Below are 17436 nucleotides of genomic sequence, written 5' to 3'. Positions count from 1 at the left end.
GGACGCTGAGGGCGAGGTGTGCGCTGCTTTATGTAGCCGCTGCCGCAGGCTGCGATGGAGCGCGTAACGGTCCCGATGTTTTGAAGGCACTGCGGGCCTTATCGCAGCCTGCGGCAGCGGCTACAGGGTTTGCGTGTGCCGTTAGCTTTGATGCTGGGCGAGCAGGCGCTCCATATGCGCATCAAGGCGGCGCTTGATCTCGGTTTCGATGTGCGGGGCGAAGTCGTTGATCACGTCTTGCATGATCGCTTGCGCGGCTGTACGCAGTTCTTTGTCCAGGTGCACCAGCAGCGCGTCCGGGGCCTTTTCGGCTTTGGGCGCTGGAGCAATGCCGACCAACGGTATTTGCGCGGGTTCGGGTTCGGGGGCGTCGTCGATGACTTCGGACAACAACGGAATCTGTGCGCCACTGTCGCCAACCATCTCAGTCAGCAGCGGCGGTTGCAGGTCATCGTCGCCGAGCAGTTGGCGAATGGACTCGAGATCGTCAAGCAGGTGTGCGGCTTTTTGCGGCGAGTTGGAGGTATCCATCGTGTGCTCAGAGTCGTTGTAACTTGTGGTCTTGCAGAGGATAGCCGTGTTCACGGTAGAAGCGGAAACTCTCCCGTGCGGCCAGTCGAACGGCGGGGTCTTCGACCACAACTTCGGCCACGCGGGCGAAGCGTTTGAAGAATTCAGGGACTTTAAGGTCCAGGTTGATCAGCAAATCCTGATGGCTGGCCGGGGCATCAGTGAGGCCCATGACAATCACGCCATCCGGTTGGTCTTCGGTGTTGCTGTGGGGCACGAAACTTTCGCCCTTGAAGCGCCACAGGCGTTCGTCCAGGTCTTGGCGTTGAGCTGCGTCGCTGCAATGCAGGTAGACGCGATGTCCAAGGCGCCAGGCTTTTTCGGTGAGCTTGCAGGCGAAGTCCAGCCGCGCCGAGGGTTCTGCGCTGGGCAGGATATAAAAGTCGACCTTGGTCAGCTCTTCATTTAATTCTGAAGTCATTGCGGTTCCTGAATCGGGGCTGCGCCGCCGTTGAGCAGCGCAGCCATCGATTGTCAGCTTCAAGCGTTGGCGCGGTCCAGCAGGTACTGCGTCAGCAGGGGTACAGGGCGGCCACTGGCGCCTTTGTCCTTGCCGCCGCTGACCCATGCGGTGCCAGCGATGTCCAGGTGCGCCCAGTGGTAGGCCTTGGCAAAGCGCGACAGGAAGCAACCTGCCGTGATAGCGCCGCCTTTAGGGCCTCCAATGTTGGCCATGTCGGCGAATGGGCTGTCCAGTTGCTCTTGGTATTCGTCGAACAACGGCAATTGCCAGGCGCGGTCGTCGGCTTGTTTGCCGGCGTCTAGCAGTTGGCCGATCAGTTCGTCGTTGTTGCCCATCAGGCCCGAGGTGTGAGCGCCCAGCGCGACCATGCACGCGCCGGTCAGGGTGGCGATGTCGATCACCGCTTGTGGCTTGAAGCGCTCGGCGTAGGTCAGGGCATCGCACAGCACCAGACGGCCTTCGGCGTCGGTGTTGAGGATTTCAACGGTTTGACCGCTCATGGTGGTCACGATGTCGCCCGGCCGTGCTGCGCCGCCGCTTGGCATGTTCTCGGCGCAGGCCAGGATGCACACCAGGTTGATCGGCAGTTTGAGCTCAAGTACCGCACGCAGGGTGCCGAACACGCTGGCTGCGCCACCCATGTCGTACTTCATTTCGTCCATGCCGGCGCCCGGCTTGAGGCTGATGCCGCCGGTGTCAAAGGTGATGCCTTTGCCGACCAGTACAAACGGTTTCTCGGATTTCTTGCCGCCTGCGTAGTTCATCACGATCAGACGTGGCGGCTGGTCGCTGCCCTGGCCGACCGCGTAGAACGCGCCCATGCCCAGTTCCTTGATCTTCTTCTCGTCAAGAATCTCGACTTTCAGGCCTTTGAATTCCTTGCCCAGTTCCTTGGCTTGTTCGGCCAGGAAAATCGGGTGGCAGATGTTTGGCGGCAGGTTGCCCAGGTCACGGGTGAACGCCATGCCGCTGGCAATGGCGTGTGCGTGGGTCACTGCGCGCTGAACTTCAGCCTGGGCTGCCTTGATGGTCAGCAGGGTGATTTTCTTCAGAGCGCGAGGTTCGGCTTTCTGGCTTTTGAAACGGTCGAAGGTGTATTCGCCGTCAACCAGGGTTTCAGCCAGCAAGCGGGTTTTGCTGTAGCTGTCGCGACCCTTGACCACCAATTCGTCGAGTGCGAATACAGCATCGCTGCCGCCCAGACCTTTGAGAACGCTCAGCGCGCCGCTGATGATCTTGCGAAAAGGGCGGTCACCCAGTTCTTCGTCTTTACCCGCGCCCAGTAACAGCACGCGTTCGGCTTTGATGTTTGGCAGGTTGTGCAGCAACAGGCTTTGGCCGGTTTTGCCGGCGATGTCGCCACGCTTGAGCACGGCGCTTATGGCGCCACCGGTGAGCTCGTCGATGGCTTTAGCAGTAGGGCCGAGTTTGCGGCCTTCGCTGATTGCAACCACGAGAGTGGCCGTTTTCAACGTTTCTGGGCTGACGCTTTTTACAACCAGTTCCATGTCCGGGTCCCTGAATCAAATGGTCAACGTGCGCACAAACGGTGCTGTTTGCTTGCTTGAAAGATGAAGCGCTTCACCTGGGATTCAGGCGGGCGCCAAGGCGGGCAGTTTGAACCTCGTCGGCCGAGCCTGACAACCCTCGATCAGCGCTTTAAAGCCTTGGGTTTGCATGCGCAGTGACAGGCGCGGTCATTCACAGGATAATGCGCCATCTTTTTAAACGGCTAGGCTCATCTGTATGAGCGTGTGCCGACTCGTTATGCCGTTTGTTTGGCCGCCTTAGCCTGACGACCCCTGGAGTGTCTGGTTTGATCGTCTTCCGTTATCTATCCCGCGAAGTCCTGCTTACATTGAGCGCTGTCAGCGCTGTGCTGCTGGTCATCATCATGAGCGGTCGTTTCATCAAATATCTGGCTCAGGCTGCCTCTGGCGCTCTGGATCCAAGCTCATTGTTCATCATCATGGGCTTTCGTCTGCCGGGCTTTATGCAGTTGATCCTGCCTTTGGGGCTGTTTCTGGGCATTCTGCTGTCGTACGGACGCATGTACCTCGAAAGCGAGATGACGGTGTTGTCGGCCACGGGCATGAGTCAACAGCGTTTGCTGGCCATTACCCTGTTCCCGGCCACTATTGTGGCGCTGATCGTTGCCTGGTTGAGCCTGAGCCTTGCGCCACAGGGCGCGACTCAGTTTCAGCTGCTGCTTAACAAGCAAAGTGCCCTGACCGAGTTCGATACCCTGGAACCGGGTCGTTTTCAGGCCTTGAACGATGGTTCTCGAGTGACTTACACCGAAGAACTGACGAATGACCGTTCTCATTTGGGGGGGGTGTTTATCAGTCAAAAGAACCTCAGCCAAGATGCCAAGGACCGCAGCATTTCGATTCTGGTCGCTGCAAAAGGGCGCCAGGAAGTGCGCCCGGACGGCAGCCGCTGGTTGATTCTGGACGACGGCTACCGTTATGACGGTAATCCTGGGTTAGCGGACTACCGTGCCATCAAGTACGACACCTATGGTGTACTGCTGCCCAAGCCTGACGTCAGTAATGAAGTGACAGATCGCGATGCGATGCCCACCAGCAGCCTTGTGGGTAGCAGCGACATGCGCGCGATTGCTGAGTTGCAGTGGCGTATTTCCATGCCGCTGCTGGTCTTTATCGTGACGCTGATTGCCGTCCCGCTGTCTCGCGTCAACCCGCGTCAAGGGCGCTTCCTCAAGCTGTTGCCCGCCATCCTTCTTTATTTGGGCTATGTGACCGCCTTGATCCTGGTACGTGGCGCCCTTGAAAAAGGCAATATTTCACCGACGCTGGGTCTGTGGTGGGTGCATGGTCTGTTCTTGATCATTGGTCTGCTGTTGTTTTACTGGGAGCCGTTGCGCTTGAAATTGGCGAGTCGCCGCAGCGTGAAGGAGCTGGCTCATGGTTAAGCTCGATCGCTATATTGGCAAAAGTGTGCTTTTAGCGATCCTGGCCGTATCCGGGATCATTCTAGGGCTGGCGACGCTGTTCGCCTTCATTGATGAGATGAAGAGCATCTCCAGCAGCTACACGATGATGGATGTGCTCAGTTTTGTTGTGCTGACAGCCCCGCGCCGCCTCTATGAGATGCTGCCGGTCGCGGCGCTGATTGGCTGTCTGATTGGCTTGGGCAGTCTGGCGAGCAACAGCGAATTGACCATCATGCGTGCGGCGGGTGTGTCCACCAGTCGTATCGTCTGGGCGGTCATGAAGCCCATGCTGGTCTTGATGCTGGCCGGTATTTTGATGGGTGAGTACTTGGCGCCTGCCACCGAATCTGTGGCTCAAGCTAACCGTGCGCTGGCGCAGGGCGGTGGTGATGCGCAAAGCTCCAAGCATGGTATGTGGCACCGCGAGGGTGATGAATTCATCCACATTAACGCGGTACAGCCTGATGGCAAATTGCTGGGCGTGACCCGTTATCGCTTTGATAAGGAGCGTCACCTGCTGTCTGCGAGTTTTGCCAAGAAGGCCAGCTTCGAACAGGATCACTGGCAACTGGGCGACGTGGCGACCACGGTTTTCCATGATCGCAGCACTGAAATCATTAAAACGCCTGAGGAACGCTGGGACGTTTCCCTGAGTCCAGAATTGCTCAGCACCGTGGTCATGGCGCCAGATTCGCTATCGATCTCCGGTCTGTGGGGCTACATCCACTATTTGAAAGACCAGGGTCTGAGTAATGGCCGTTACTGGTTGGCATTTTGGGTCAAGGTGTTGCAGCCACTGGTGACCGCGGCACTGGTGTTGATGGCGATTTCTTTCATCTTCGGGCCGTTGCGTTCTGTTACTTTGGGGCAGCGAGTGTTTACCGGTGTGCTGGTAGGGTTTTCGTTCAAAATCGCCCAGGACCTGCTGGGGCCCGCCAGTCTGGTGTTTGGCTTCTCGCCGTTGTTTGCAGTACTGCTGCCGGCAGGTATCTGTGCCTTGGCCGGGGCCTGGCTGTTGCGTCGAGCCGGTTGATCAACTGCCGTTGAGCTGATCAAAGGCCTCTATCTCAGGATAGGGGCTTTTTTGTGGGAGGCCATTGGCCTGTGAACGTGACGCTTGGCTCAGGGATCAGGTACAATTCCCGGCTATTTTTCGGCGGGCAGTCTGCCTGCGACTTTTTTTGAGTGTTGACCCGTGAGTGATTTGAGTCATATCCGCAATTTCTCCATCATCGCCCACATTGACCATGGCAAGTCGACGCTGGCCGATCGTTTCATTCAGATGTGCGGTGGTTTGACTGCCCGCGAAATGGAAGCCCAGGTACTGGATTCCATGGACCTGGAGCGTGAGCGTGGGATTACCATCAAGGCCCACAGCGTCACCTTGTACTACACGGCCAAAGACGGCATTACCTACCAGCTGAACTTCATTGACACCCCTGGCCACGTTGACTTCACCTATGAAGTCAGCCGTTCTCTGGCGGCCTGTGAAGGTGCACTGCTGGTGGTCGATGCGGGGCAGGGCGTAGAAGCCCAGTCCGTAGCCAACTGCTACACCGCCATTGAGCAAGGCCTTGAAGTGATGCCGGTCTTGAACAAGATCGACCTGCCGCAGGCTGATCCGGACCGTGTCAAAGAAGAAATCGAAAAGATCATTGGCATCGATGCCACTGATGCCGTGACGTGCAGTGCCAAGACCGGCCTGGGCGTAGACGAGGTGCTTGAGCGCCTGGTGCACACCATTCCTGCGCCAACCGGCAACATCGAAGATCCGCTGCAAGCGTTGATCATCGACTCCTGGTTCGACAACTACCTGGGCGTTGTGTCCCTGGTTCGCGTGCGCCATGGCCGCGTGAAAAAGGGCGACAAGATCCTGGTTAAATCCACCGGCAAGGTTCACCTGGTGGACAGCGTCGGCGTATTCAACCCGAAACACACCGCCACCACCGACCTTAAAGCCGGTGAAGTAGGCTTCATCATTGCGGGTATCAAGGACATTCACGGCGCGCCAGTGGGCGACACCCTGACCTTGAACTCGACCCCCGATGTTGACGTGTTGCCAGGTTTCAAACGCATTCAGCCCCAGGTTTACGCAGGCCTGTTCCCGGTCAGCTCCGATGATTTCGAAGATTTCCGTGACGCGCTGCAAAAGCTGACGCTCAACGACTCGTCGCTGCAATACACCCCGGAAAGCTCTGACGCACTGGGCTTCGGCTTTCGTTGCGGCTTCCTGGGCATGCTGCACATGGAAATCATCCAGGAGCGCCTGGAGCGCGAGTACGACCTGGACCTGATCACCACGGCGCCGACCGTAATTTTTGAGCTGCTGCTCAAAACCGGTGAGACCATTTATGTCGACAACCCGTCCAAGCTGCCGGACCTGTCGGCGATCGAGGATATGCGCGAGCCGATCGTGCGTGCCAATATCCTTGTGCCTCAAGAGCACCTGGGTAACGTCATAACCCTGTGTATTGAAAAACGTGGCGTACAGCACGACATGTTGTTCCTGGGTACTCAGGTACAAGTGACCTACGATTTGCCGATGAACGAAGTGGTTCTGGACTTCTTCGACCGTCTCAAATCCACCAGTCGCGGCTATGCTTCGCTCGATTACCACTTCGACCGTTATCAGTCGGCTAATCTGGTGAAGCTGGATGTGCTGATCAACGGTGACAAGGTAGATGCCTTGGCCCTTATCGTGCACAAGGAAAACGCGCACTACAAAGGTCGGCAGTTGACCGAGAAGATGAAAGAACTGATTCCGCGCCAGATGTTCGACGTCGCGATCCAGGCCGCCATTGGCGGGCAGATCATTGCGCGGACCTCTGTCAAGGCACTCAGAAAGAACGTGCTGGCCAAATGCTACGGTGGTGACGTTAGCCGTAAGCGCAAGCTGTTGGAAAAGCAAAAGGCCGGTAAAAAACGCATGAAGCAAGTAGGCAACGTGGAAATTCCACAAGAAGCCTTCCTTGCGGTGCTCAGGTTGGATAGCTAGGTCCTATGTCACTAAATTTCCCGCTGTTGCTGGTCATTGCTGTTGCCGTCTGCGGTTTGCTGGCGCTGCTCGATTTGGTCTTCCTGGCACCACGCCGGCGCAAGGCCATTGCCAACTATCAAGCCACTGTTCCGACGGCTGATATGCAGGTAATCGAAAAGCTCAACAAGGAACCGTTGCTGGTTGAATACGGCAAGTCGTTCTTCCCGGTGTTGTTCATTGTGCTGGTGCTGCGTTCGTTTCTGGTTGAGCCGTTCCAGATTCCGTCCGGCTCGATGAAGCCGACACTGGATGTGGGCGACTTCATTTTGGTGAACAAGTTTTCGTACGGAATCCGCTTGCCGGTGGTCGACACGAAAATCATCGAAGTGGGTGATCCGCAGCGCGGGGATGTGATGGTCTTTCGCTACCCAAGCGACCCGACAGTCAACTACATCAAACGTGTAGTGGGCCTGCCGGGCGACAAGATTCGCTACACCAGCGACAAGCATTTGTACGTCAACGACCAACTGGTTGCCGAGCAACTGGTAGGCGCCGAGCCCGGCACATTGGGCAGCGCCGAGTTGTACAAAGAGAAGCTGGGTGAAGTCGAACACATGATCCGCAAGGAAATGAGCCGCTACCGCGCGCCGCCTGATAACGAGTGGACGGTTCCGGCTGGTCACTACTTCATGATGGGCGACAACCGCGACAATTCAAACGACAGCCGTTACTGGGATGATCCGAACATTCCCAAAGACGAGTTGGGCATGGTTCCCGACAAGAACATTGTCGGCAAGGCCTTCGCTGTTTGGATGAGCTGGCCAGAACCCAAGATGAGCCATCTGCCGAATTTCTCGCGGGTGGGTCTGATCAAGTAGCCAAGACGGCGCTGTTAATAACAGCGCCGAATGCTTTTCAGGCGTCCACATAAATGGGGCGTTTGACGGTTCTTACGACCGTCTGCCGTCTCGGGCAGATCGGTCAACAGTATTCAGGATGTGGATTTGAACAAAGCGTTAAGTGTGACGGCGGCGAACAGCCTGTTCCCTGTCCATTTGCTATGCGATAAACGAGCATCACTGATCCCTAATATCGGTCCGGTGGTGACATTCGGCCACGAACTCAGCGTGGGTAAATCGTGAGTTTTTCTTTAAATCGTTTAGAGCGTCAGCTCGGCTATACCTTCAAGGACCAGGAACTGATGGTTCTGGCCCTGACACACCGCAGTTTCGCGGGTCGCAATAACGAGCGCCTTGAGTTCCTGGGTGACGCTATCCTTAACTTTGTTGCCGGTGAAGCGTTGTTTGATCGCTTCCCGTTGGCCCGTGAAGGCCAGTTGTCGCGCTTGCGTGCGCGCTTGGTGAAGGGCGAAACCCTGGCCGTATTGGCCCGTGGTTTTGAGCTTGGCGAATATTTGCGCCTGGGTTCGGGCGAGTTGAAGAGCGGCGGTTTTCGTCGCGAGTCGATCCTGGCCGATGCGCTTGAAGCGCTGATTGGCGCCATTTACCTGGACGCGGGCATGGAAACTGCTCGCGACCGCGTATTGGCCTGGCTGGCCAGCGAGTTCGAGACCCTGACCCTGGTCGACACCAATAAAGATCCAAAGACCCGTCTGCAAGAGTTCTTGCAGTCGCGCGCCTGTGAATTGCCACGTTACGAAGTGGTGGATATTCAAGGTGAACCGCATTGCCGCACATTCTTCGTTGAGTGCGAGATTGCCCTATTGAATGAAAAAAGCCGGGGCCAGGGTGTGAGCCGTCGCATTGCCGAACAGGTAGCGGCCGCCGCAGCACTGATTGCCCTTGGCGTGGAGAATGGCCATGACTGATTCAACTGAAACTCGCTGTGGCTATGTCGCCATTGTTGGTCGACCAAACGTGGGTAAATCCACACTGCTGAACCACATCCTGGGTCAAAAGCTGGCGATCACCTCGCGCAAGCCGCAGACCACTCGCCACAACATGCTGGGCATCAAGACCGAAGGCAACGTGCAAGCGGTCTACGTTGATACCCCGGGCATGCACAAGGGCGGCGAAAAGGCCCTGAACCGTTACATGAACAAAACGGCCTCGGCAGCGTTGAAAGACGTCGACGTGGTGATCTTTGTCGTGGACCGCACCAAGTGGACCGACGAAGACCAGATGGTGCTTGAGCGCGTTCAGTACGTGACCGGCCCGCTGATCGTTGCGCTGAACAAGACTGACCGTATCGAAGACAAGGCAGAGCTGATGCCGCACCTGAGCTGGCTTCAGGAGCAACTGCCGAACGCCCAGATCATCCCGATCTCTGCTCAGCATGGCCACAACCTCGACGCCCTTGAGCGCGTGATTGCGGATCATCTGCCGGAGAACGAGCACTTCTTCCCGGAAGACCAGATCACCGACCGCAGCAGCCGCTTCCTGGCCGCTGAGCTGGTACGTGAAAAGATCATGCGCCAAATGGGTGCAGAGCTGCCGTACCAGATCACCGTTGAGATCGAAGAGTTCAAGCAGCAGGGCAAGACCTTGCACATTCACGCGCTGATTCTGGTTGAGCGTGACGGCCAGAAAAAAATCATCATTGGCGACAAGGGCGAGCGTATCAAGCGCATCGGCACCGAAGCGCGCAAAGACATGGAGCTGCTGTTCGACTCCAAAATCATGCTCAACCTGTGGGTCAAGGTTAAAGGCGGCTGGTCCGACGACGAACGCGCCCTGCGTTCGCTGGGCTATGGCGACCTGTAACAGGTCGTAATACCCCCTGTGGGAGCGGGCTTGCTCGCGATAGCATCAACTCGGTATGCCTGACGTGCCGAGGTGTTTGTATCGCGAGCAAGCCCGCTCCCACATTGGTCTGTCGCTGTTTTCGCGGGCGGTGTTAACCACCAGAGATACTTGACTCCCATGTCCAGCAAAACCATCGTCCCTCAACTCGCTTACGTCCTGCACAGTCGCCCTTATCGTGAAACCAGTGCGCTGGTGGATTTCATCACGCCTCAAGGTCGGTTGCGTGCCGTGCTGCGCAGTGCGCGGGGCAAGGCGGGCAGCCTGGCTCGGCCTTTTGTGCCGCTGGAAATCGAGTTCCATGGCCGTGGTGAGTTGAAAAACGTCGGCCGCATGGAAAGCGCAGGTATCTCCACCTGGCTCAATGGCGAAGCCCTGTTCAGCGGGCTCTACCTCAACGAGTTGCTGGTTCGCCTGCTACCCGCTGAAGACCCACACCCCGCCGTGTTTGATCACTACGCTGCAACGCTATTGGCGCTCGCCGAAGGGCGACCGCTAGAGCCTTTGCTGCGCGCGTTCGAATGGCGTCTGCTGGACGATCTGGGCTACAGCTTCTCGCTGACCCAAGACATTCACGGTGAGCCGGTAGAAGCCGATGGCTTGTATCGCTTGCAGGTGGATGCGGGGCTTGAGCGCGTCTGGCTCTTGCAGCCGGGTCTGTTCAAGGGGGCCGAGTTGCAGGCCATGTCTGAGGCGGACTGGACGGCTGATGGCGCCTTGTCGTCCGCCAAACGTCTGATGCGCCAGGCGTTGGCGGTTCATTTGGCCGGTAAGCCATTGGCCAGTCGTGAGTTATTTCGCAAGCCCTGAATAGATCGGTATGCTGTGCGCCGAATCTTCAACTCTTCAGGAGAGCCCACGTGACCACAAGCAATCGCATTCTTCTCGGCGTGAATATCGACCACGTAGCTACGCTGCGTCAGGCGCGCGGCACGCGTTACCCAGATCCGGTCAAGGCGGCTCTGGACGCGGAAGAGGCGGGCGCCGACGGCATCACCGTGCACTTGCGCGAAGACCGTCGCCATATTCAAGAGCGCGATGTGTTGCTGCTTAAAGAGGTGCTGCAAACGCGCATGAACTTCGAAATGGGTGTGACCGAAGAGATGATGGTGTTTGCCGAGCGCATTCGCCCGGCGCACATCTGTCTGGTGCCGGAAACCCGCCAAGAGTTGACCACCGAAGGCGGTCTGGATGTCGCGGGGCAAGAAGCGCGGATCAAGGCGGCTGTTGAGCGACTGGCCAAAATCGGTTGTGAAGTCTCGCTGTTTATCGACGCCGACGAACGACAGATCGAAGCCTCGCGCCGTGTCGGTGCCCCTGCAATTGAGCTGCACACCGGGCGTTATGCTGACGCGCAAACGCCGACCGAAGTGGCGCAAGAGCTGAAGCGTGTGGCAGATGGCGTGGCATTTGGCTTGGCGCAAGGCCTGATTGTTAACGCCGGCCATGGTTTGCACTACCACAACGTCGAAGCCGTGGCGGCGATTAAAGGCATCAATGAGCTGAACATTGGCCATGCCTTGGTGGCGCATGCGCTGTTCGTGGGCTTCAAGTCGGCGGTATCCGAGATGAAAGCGCTGATTCTCGCAGCCTCAAAGGCTTAAGACGTATGCCCAACCTGTAGGAGCGAGCTTGTCTCGCGATCTTTTCAAAGGTCAAAAGATCGCGAGGCAAGCTCGCTCCTACAACTGCGGCTCTTCTTTGGGCTTGGTTTTGTCGATGCCGGGGATGTGCAGTTGGCCGTCAGCCACTTGGTCGCCTTCAAGCTGCGGCTGTGTGGCCCACGTCAGGATGTCGTAGTAACGACGGATGTTGGCCACAAAGTGCACAGGCTCGCCGCCTCGGGCGTAGCCGTAACGGGTTTTGCTGTACCACTGCTTCTGCGCAAGGCGAGGCAGCATTTTCTTCACGTCCAGCCACTTGTTCGGGTTAAGGCCTTCTTTTACCGCCAGTTTGCGCGCGTCATCCAAGTGCCCGGTGCCCACGTTATAGGCGGCCAGCGCAAACCAGGTGCGGTCTGGCTCTTGAATATCATCGTCTAGCTGTTCCTTGATGTAGGCCAGGTATTTGGCACCGCCCTGGATGCTTTGCTTGGGATCCAGCCGGTTAGACACGCCCATCGCCTGCGCTGTGTTCTGGGTCAGCATCATCAGCCCGCGAACCCCGGTTTTAGAGGTAACGGCAGGTTGCCACAACGACTCTTGATACCCCATGGCGGCTAGCAGGCGCCAATCAACCTGTTCCTTTTTGGCGGCTTCCTTGAAGAACTTTTCGTACTTGGGCAGGCGCTGTTGCAGGTGCTGGGCAAAGGTGTAGGCGCCGACGTAGCCCAGTACGTCCACGTGCCCGTAATAGCGGTCTTTCAAGCGCTGCAAGGTGCCGTTTTTCTCGACCTTGTCGAGGTACGTATTGATTTCGTTGAGCAGGCTGTTGTCTTCACCGGCCACCACGGCCCAGCGCTGGCTGCGGGCGTCGCCCAAATCAAAGGCTACGCGCACGTTAGGGAAGTACACCTGGTTCATGGCCACTTCGTTGGAGTCGACCAGGGTCAGATCAATCTGCCCTTCATCGACCATGCGCAGCAAGTCGACGACTTCAACGGCGTCGGACTCGTCGTATTCAATGCCAGGGAATTGCTTTTTGAGTTCGGCAAGCTGTTCGGCGTGCGAGCTGCCTTTCAGGACGGTGATGCGCTTGCCGACCAGATCAGCCGCTGTGGTTGGGCGCGATTGCCCGTTGCGATAAATGATCTGGGGCGTAACTTCGAGGTAGGGATGAGAAAACTTGGCTTGTTTGAGGCGGTTATCGCTGCTGACCAGACCGGCAGCAGCTAACACCGGGCCGTCAGGTTGGCCCAGCTTGCTGAACAGGTCGTCCAGATTGTCAGCGGTTTCGATTTCGAGCTTTACACCCAGATCGTCGGCAAAGCGCTTTACCAGCTCATATTCAAAGCCGGTCTCGCCGTTGCGATCCTCGAAATAGGTGGCGGGGCTGTTACGGGTGATCACCCGCAGTACTCCATCCTCCTTTACGCGCTCAAGGGTGCTGGGTTTTTCAACGCAGGCACCGAGCATCAGGAAGAGTCCGGTTGCGAGTAGCCACTTGGCCCCACGCTGGCGGAATGCAGTTAGAGAAAACATCCGCGCAGTATACGCAAAGCAGCACGGGTGCCATATCTCGACAATTTGTGGGCATTCTGATAACTGCCGCGAAAATCGCTGAAACCCTTATGGAATGGGGGTTTAAGGGGTGGCTATAGATCGCGACCGACCATCCGTTAATCGGCTGATAGCCATAAAGAATAAGGCTTTGGTCGATTAACGACGTTCGGCGTGTGTCTAGTGTGCCGTTTCGGGTGCCGTGACCGATGGTTTAGGCTAGAATGCCTGGCCTCAAAGCACACCCCTCCCGAGGCTGTCCCGAAGATGTTGATCCTGCGCGGCGCTCCTGCCCTTTCTGCCTTTCGCCACAGCAAACTCCTTGCACAACTGAGCCTCAAGGTTCCAGGTGTCAGTGGTTTGTATGCTGAATTCGCCCACTTTGCCGATGTAACCGGCGATCTGACCAGCGATGAACAGCAGGTACTGGCTCGTCTCCTGAAGTACGGCCCAAGCGTGCCGGTCCAAGAGCCAAGTGGCCGACTGTTTTTGGTGTTGCCGCGGTTTGGCACCATTTCTCCTTGGTCGAGCAAGGCCAGCGACATTGCCCGTAACTGTGGCCTGGCTAAAATCCAGCGCCTGGAACGCGGCATTGCCTTCTATGTGGCCGGTCAGTTCAGCGATGCTGATGCTCAATTGATTGCGTCGGTCTTGCATGACCGCATGACGCAAATCGTCCTGGGCAACCTTGAGCAGGCTGCCGGTCTGTTCAGCCATGCCGAACCGAAGCCGTTGACGGCTATCGATGTGTTGGGTGGCGGTCGCGCAGCGCTGGAAAAAGCCAACGTTGAGTTGGGCCTGGCGCTGGCAGAAGACGAAATCGACTACCTGGTCAATGCCTTCAATGGTCTGGATCGCAACCCGCACGACATCGAACTGATGATGTTTGCCCAAGCGAACTCCGAGCATTGCCGCCACAAGATCTTCAACGCCAGTTGGGACATCGACGGCCAAAGCCAGGAAAAAAGCCTGTTTGGCATGATCAAAAACACCTACGTGATGCACAGCGAAGGCGTTCTGTCGGCTTACAAAGACAACGCTTCGGTGATCGTCGGTAGCGTGGCCGGGCGTTTCTTCCCGAACCCTGAAACCCGCCAGTACGGCGCGGTGCAGGAGCCTGTGCACATCCTGATGAAGGTTGAGACGCACAACCACCCAACCGCCATTGCCCCGTTCCCGGGTGCAGCGACCGGTTCTGGCGGCGAGATTCGTGACGAGGGCGCAACCGGCCGTGGCGCCAAGCCAAAGGCGGGTTTGACCGGTTTCACAGTGTCCAACCTGCAAATCCCGGGCTTTGAACAGCCGTGGGAAGTGCCGTACGGCAAGCCTGAGCGCATCGTGACAGCGCTGGACATCATGATTGAAGGCCCGCTGGGTGGCGCGGCGTTCAACAACGAGTTCGGCCGTCCAGCCCTGACGGGCTACTTCCGTACGTTCGAGCAGTCCATCACCACCCCGCATGGTGATGAAGTGCGCGGTTACCACAAGCCCATCATGTTGGCGGGCGGCATGGGTAACATCCGCGCCGAGCACGTACAAAAAGCCGAAATCACCGTAGGCGCCAAGCTGATCGTGCTGGGTGGCCCGGCCATGTTGATCGGCCTGGGCGGCGGTGCTGCCTCCTCCATGGCCACCGGCGCAAGCTCGGCAGACCTGGACTTCGCTTCGGTACAGCGCGAAAACCCGGAAATGGAACGCCGCTGCCAGGAAGTCATCGACCGTTGCTGGCAACTGGGTGACAAAAACCCGATCAGCTTCATTCACGACGTGGGTGCGGGCGGTCTGTCCAACGCCTTCCCTGAGCTGGTCAACGACGGCGACCGTGGTGGCCGTTTCGAACTGCGCAACATTCCAAATGACGAGCCGGGCATGGCCCCGCACGAAATCTGGAGTAACGAATCCCAGGAACGTTACGTTCTGGCGGTCAGCGCCGAAGACTTCGAGCGCTTCCAGGCGATCTGTGAACGCGAGCGTTGCCCGTTTGCCGTTGTGGGCGAGGCGACTGCCGAGCCACAACTGACCGTCACCGACAGCCATTTCGGCAACAGCCCAGTGGACATGCCACTGGAAGTGTTGCTGGGCAAGGCGCCGCGCATGCACCGTTCGGTGGTTCGTGAAGCTGAGATGGGCGATGACTTTGATCCGGCAGCCCTCAACATCGGCGAGTGCATCGAGCGCGTTCTGCACCACCCGGCGGTGGCCAGCAAAAGCTTCCTGATCACCATTGGCGATCGCACCATTACCGGTCTGGTTGCCCGTGATCAAATGGTTGGCCCGTGGCAGGTTCCGGTCGCTGACGTTGCTGTCACCGCCACCAGCTTTGACGTATACACCGGCGAAGCCATGGCCATGGGCGAGCGCACTCCGCTGGCCCTGCTGGATGCTCCGGCATCGGGCCGTATGGCCATCGGCGAAACCCTGACCAACATCGCGGCCTCGCGCATTGGCAAAATGTCTGACATCAAACTGTCGGCCAACTGGATGTCGGCGGCTGGCCACCCAGGTGAAGACGCGCGTCTGTACGACACCGTTAAAGCCGTCGGCATGGAGCTGTGCCCTGAGCTGGGCATCACTATCCCAGTGGGCAAAGACTCGATGTCGATGCAAACCCGCTGGAGCGATGAAGGCACAGACAAGAGCGTGACTTCGCCGCTGTCGCTGATCGTGACCGGCTTTGCTCCAGTGCTTGATATTCGCCAGACCCTGACCCCGGAACTGCGCATGGACAAGGGCCTGACCGATCTGATCCTGATCGATCTGGGCCGTGGCCAAAACCGCATGGGCGCTTCGATTCTGGCTCAGACCCACGGCAAGCTAGGCAAACACGCGCCGGACGTTGATGACGCAGAAGACCTCAAAGCCTTCTTCGCAGTCATCCAGGGCCTGAATGCTGACGGTCATCTGTTGGCTTATCACGACCGTTCCGATGGCGGTTTGCTGACCACTGTGATGGAAATGGCGTTTGCCGGTCACTGCGGTCTGAACCTGATCCTCGATTGCCTGGCCGACAGCGTCGGTGAATTGCCAGCGGTCCTGTTCAACGAAGAACTGGGTGCCGTGATTCAGGTACGTCAGGACGCGACCGCTGACGTGCTCGCACAGTTCAGCGCTGCGGGTCTGAGTGAATGCGTCGACGTGATTGGTCAGCCGCTGAACAACAGCGAAGTCACCATCAGCTTCAACGGCGAAAAAGTCTTTGCTGGCCAGCGCGGCGAGCTGCAACGCCAGTGGGCTGAAACCAGCTTCCAGATTCAGCGTATGCGTGACAACGCAGACTGCGCACAGCAAGAGTTCGACGTGCTGCTGGAAGAAGACAACCCGGGCCTGACCGCTCAGTTGAGCTTTGACGTCAACGCCAGCATCAGCGCGCCGTACATCAAAAAAGGCATTCGCCCACAAGTTGCCGTACTGCGTGAGCAGGGCGTCAACGGTCAGGTTGAAATGGCGGCGGCGTTTGACCGTGCCGGTTTCAATGCGATCGACGTGCACATGAGCGACATTCTGGCCGGCCGTGTCGACCTGAATGAGTTCAAAGGTCTGGTGGCATGCGGTGGTTTCTCTTACGGCGACGTACTGGGTGCCGGTGAAGGCTGGGCCAAGTCGGCCTTGTTCAACGCCCGTGCACGTGATGCGTTCCAAGGCTTCTTCGAACGTACCGACAGCTTCAGCCTGGGTGTGTGCAACGGTTGCCAGATGATGTCCAACCTCAGCGAACTGATTCCGGGTAGCGAGTTGTGGCCACACTTTGTGCGTAACCGCTCCGAGCAGTTCGAAGCCCGTGTTGCCATGGTTCAAGTGCAAGAGTCGAACTCGATCTTCCTGCAAGGCATGGCCGGTTCGCGCATGCCAATCGCCATTGCTCACGGTGAAGGCCACGCTGAATTCGCCAGCCCTGAAGCGCTGTTGCAAGCCGATCTGTCGGGCACCGTTGCCCTGCGTTTCGTCGACAACCACGGCAAGGTTACCGAGAACTATCCGGCCAACCCGAACGGCTCGCCGCGCGGCATTACCGGCCTCACCAGCCGCGATGGCCGTGTGACGATCATGATGCCGCACCCGGAGCGTGTGTTCCGCGCGGTGCAGAACTCGTGGCGTCCTGAAGAGTGGAACGAAGATGCGCCATGGTTGCGCATGTTCCGTAACGCTCGTGTTTGGGTCGATTAAGGCATGTACAAACTCAGCTTTTTCGTTCCGCCAAGCCATGTCGACGAGGTCAAAAGTGCTGTATTTGCCGCCGGTGGCGGTCGAATCGGCACCTATGACCACTGCGCCTGGCAGACCATGGGGCAGGGCCAGTTTCGCGCACTGGACGGCAGCCAGCCGTTCATTGGGCAAACCGGTCAGGTCGAGTACGTGGGGGAATGGAAAGTTGAGCTGGTCGTTGCTGACGAGTTGATTCAGGCCGTGGTGGCTGCGCTCAAGCACAGCCACCCGTATGAAACACCTGCGTATGAGGTGTGGCGTCTGGCTGATCTTTAGCCTGGCGTTGCACAAAAAAGCCCGCTGACCCTTATGGGGGCAGCGGGCTTTTTTGTGTGCGGTCTTTTTTG

At 57.9% G+C, this 17436-nt stretch carries 14 protein-coding genes; 10 read left to right on the top strand and 4 right to left on the bottom strand.

The genetic code is table 11. The annotated features are described in order from the left end of the window. Window positions 1-141 precede the first annotated feature (141 nt). The 3 genes from RHM56_RS17695 to RHM56_RS17685 form a co-directional block, all read right to left on the bottom strand. On the bottom strand, window positions 142-531 hold the full coding sequence (locus RHM56_RS17695; protein ID WP_322234531.1) for a DNA polymerase III subunit chi: 390 nt from the start codon (window positions 529-531) through the stop codon (window positions 142-144). Window positions 532-538: 7 nt separating this feature from the next. Next, the gene (locus tag RHM56_RS17690) at window positions 539-967 is read right to left on the bottom strand and encodes a DNA polymerase III subunit chi (protein ID WP_026014382.1); all 429 of its coding nucleotides are present in this window, start codon (window positions 965-967) and stop codon (window positions 539-541) included. Between the two features lie 83 nt (window positions 968-1050). Further along, window positions 1051-2541, bottom strand: coding sequence for a leucyl aminopeptidase (locus RHM56_RS17685; protein ID WP_322234529.1), 1491 nt, complete (start codon window positions 2539-2541; stop codon window positions 1051-1053). 308 nt (window positions 2542-2849) lie between these two features. Between RHM56_RS17685 and lptF the strand changes: the two genes are divergently transcribed. The 8 genes from lptF (at window position 2850) to pdxJ (ending at window position 11332) form a co-directional block, all read left to right on the top strand. Next, window positions 2850-3968, top strand: a complete 1119-nt coding sequence (gene lptF / locus RHM56_RS17680; protein ID WP_322241801.1) for an LPS export ABC transporter permease LptF — start codon at window positions 2850-2852, stop codon at window positions 3966-3968. Continuing rightward, window positions 3961-5022 (top strand): LPS export ABC transporter permease LptG, encoded by a 1062-nt coding sequence (lptG, locus tag RHM56_RS17675; protein WP_322234527.1) that lies wholly within the window; start codon window positions 3961-3963, stop codon window positions 5020-5022. Before lptF ends, lptG begins: the two co-directional genes overlap by 8 nt. Window positions 5023-5184: 162 nt before the next feature. Then, the gene (gene lepA / locus RHM56_RS17670; RefSeq protein WP_322234525.1) at window positions 5185-6984 is read left to right on the top strand and encodes a translation elongation factor 4; all 1800 of its coding nucleotides are present in this window, start codon (window positions 5185-5187) and stop codon (window positions 6982-6984) included. Window positions 6985-6989: 5 nt separating this feature from the next. Further along, window positions 6990-7844 (top strand): signal peptidase I, encoded by an 855-nt coding sequence (gene lepB / locus RHM56_RS17665; protein ID WP_322234523.1) that lies wholly within the window; start codon window positions 6990-6992, stop codon window positions 7842-7844. A 260-nt stretch (window positions 7845-8104) separates the two neighbouring features. Then, window positions 8105-8794 (top strand): ribonuclease III, encoded by a 690-nt coding sequence (gene rnc / locus RHM56_RS17660; RefSeq protein WP_322234521.1) that lies wholly within the window; start codon window positions 8105-8107, stop codon window positions 8792-8794. Next, window positions 8787-9689 (top strand): GTPase Era, encoded by a 903-nt coding sequence (gene era, locus RHM56_RS17655; RefSeq protein WP_322234519.1) that lies wholly within the window; start codon window positions 8787-8789, stop codon window positions 9687-9689. Before rnc ends, era begins: the two co-directional genes overlap by 8 nt. 159 nt (window positions 9690-9848) lie before the next feature. Beyond that, window positions 9849-10538, top strand: a complete 690-nt coding sequence (gene recO, locus RHM56_RS17650) for a DNA repair protein RecO (protein WP_322234517.1) — start codon at window positions 9849-9851, stop codon at window positions 10536-10538. A 50-nt stretch (window positions 10539-10588) separates the two neighbouring features. Beyond that, window positions 10589-11332 carry a pyridoxine 5'-phosphate synthase gene (gene pdxJ / locus RHM56_RS17645; protein ID WP_322234515.1) on the top strand — a complete coding sequence of 248 codons (744 nt, stop codon included), beginning with the start codon at window positions 10589-10591 and terminating at the stop codon, window positions 11330-11332. A gap of 78 nt (window positions 11333-11410) precedes the next feature. On the opposite strand, the gene mltF is transcribed toward pdxJ, so the two are convergent. Continuing rightward, window positions 11411-12868, bottom strand: a complete 1458-nt coding sequence (gene mltF / locus RHM56_RS17640; RefSeq protein WP_322234513.1) for a membrane-bound lytic murein transglycosylase MltF — start codon at window positions 12866-12868, stop codon at window positions 11411-11413. A 285-nt stretch (window positions 12869-13153) separates the two neighbouring features. On the opposite strand from mltF, the gene purL reads away from it, so the two are divergent. Both purL and RHM56_RS17630 read left to right on the top strand, forming a co-directional pair. Then, window positions 13154-17050, top strand: a complete 3897-nt coding sequence (purL, locus tag RHM56_RS17635; RefSeq protein WP_322234511.1) for a phosphoribosylformylglycinamidine synthase — start codon at window positions 13154-13156, stop codon at window positions 17048-17050. 3 nt (window positions 17051-17053) lie between these two features. Continuing rightward, a complete protein-coding gene (locus RHM56_RS17630; RefSeq protein ID WP_322234509.1) occupies window positions 17054-17365 on the top strand; it encodes a YqfO family protein in 312 nt (103 codons plus the stop codon). The last annotated feature ends 71 nt before the right edge of the window (window positions 17366-17436 follow it).

Source organism: Pseudomonas sp. CCC3.1 (assembly GCF_034347405.1).
Taxonomy (GTDB): Bacteria; Pseudomonadota; Gammaproteobacteria; order Pseudomonadales; family Pseudomonadaceae; genus Aquipseudomonas.
Note: the sequence above shows the minus strand (reverse complement) of the source record. Positions and strands in the feature narration are given on the sequence as shown.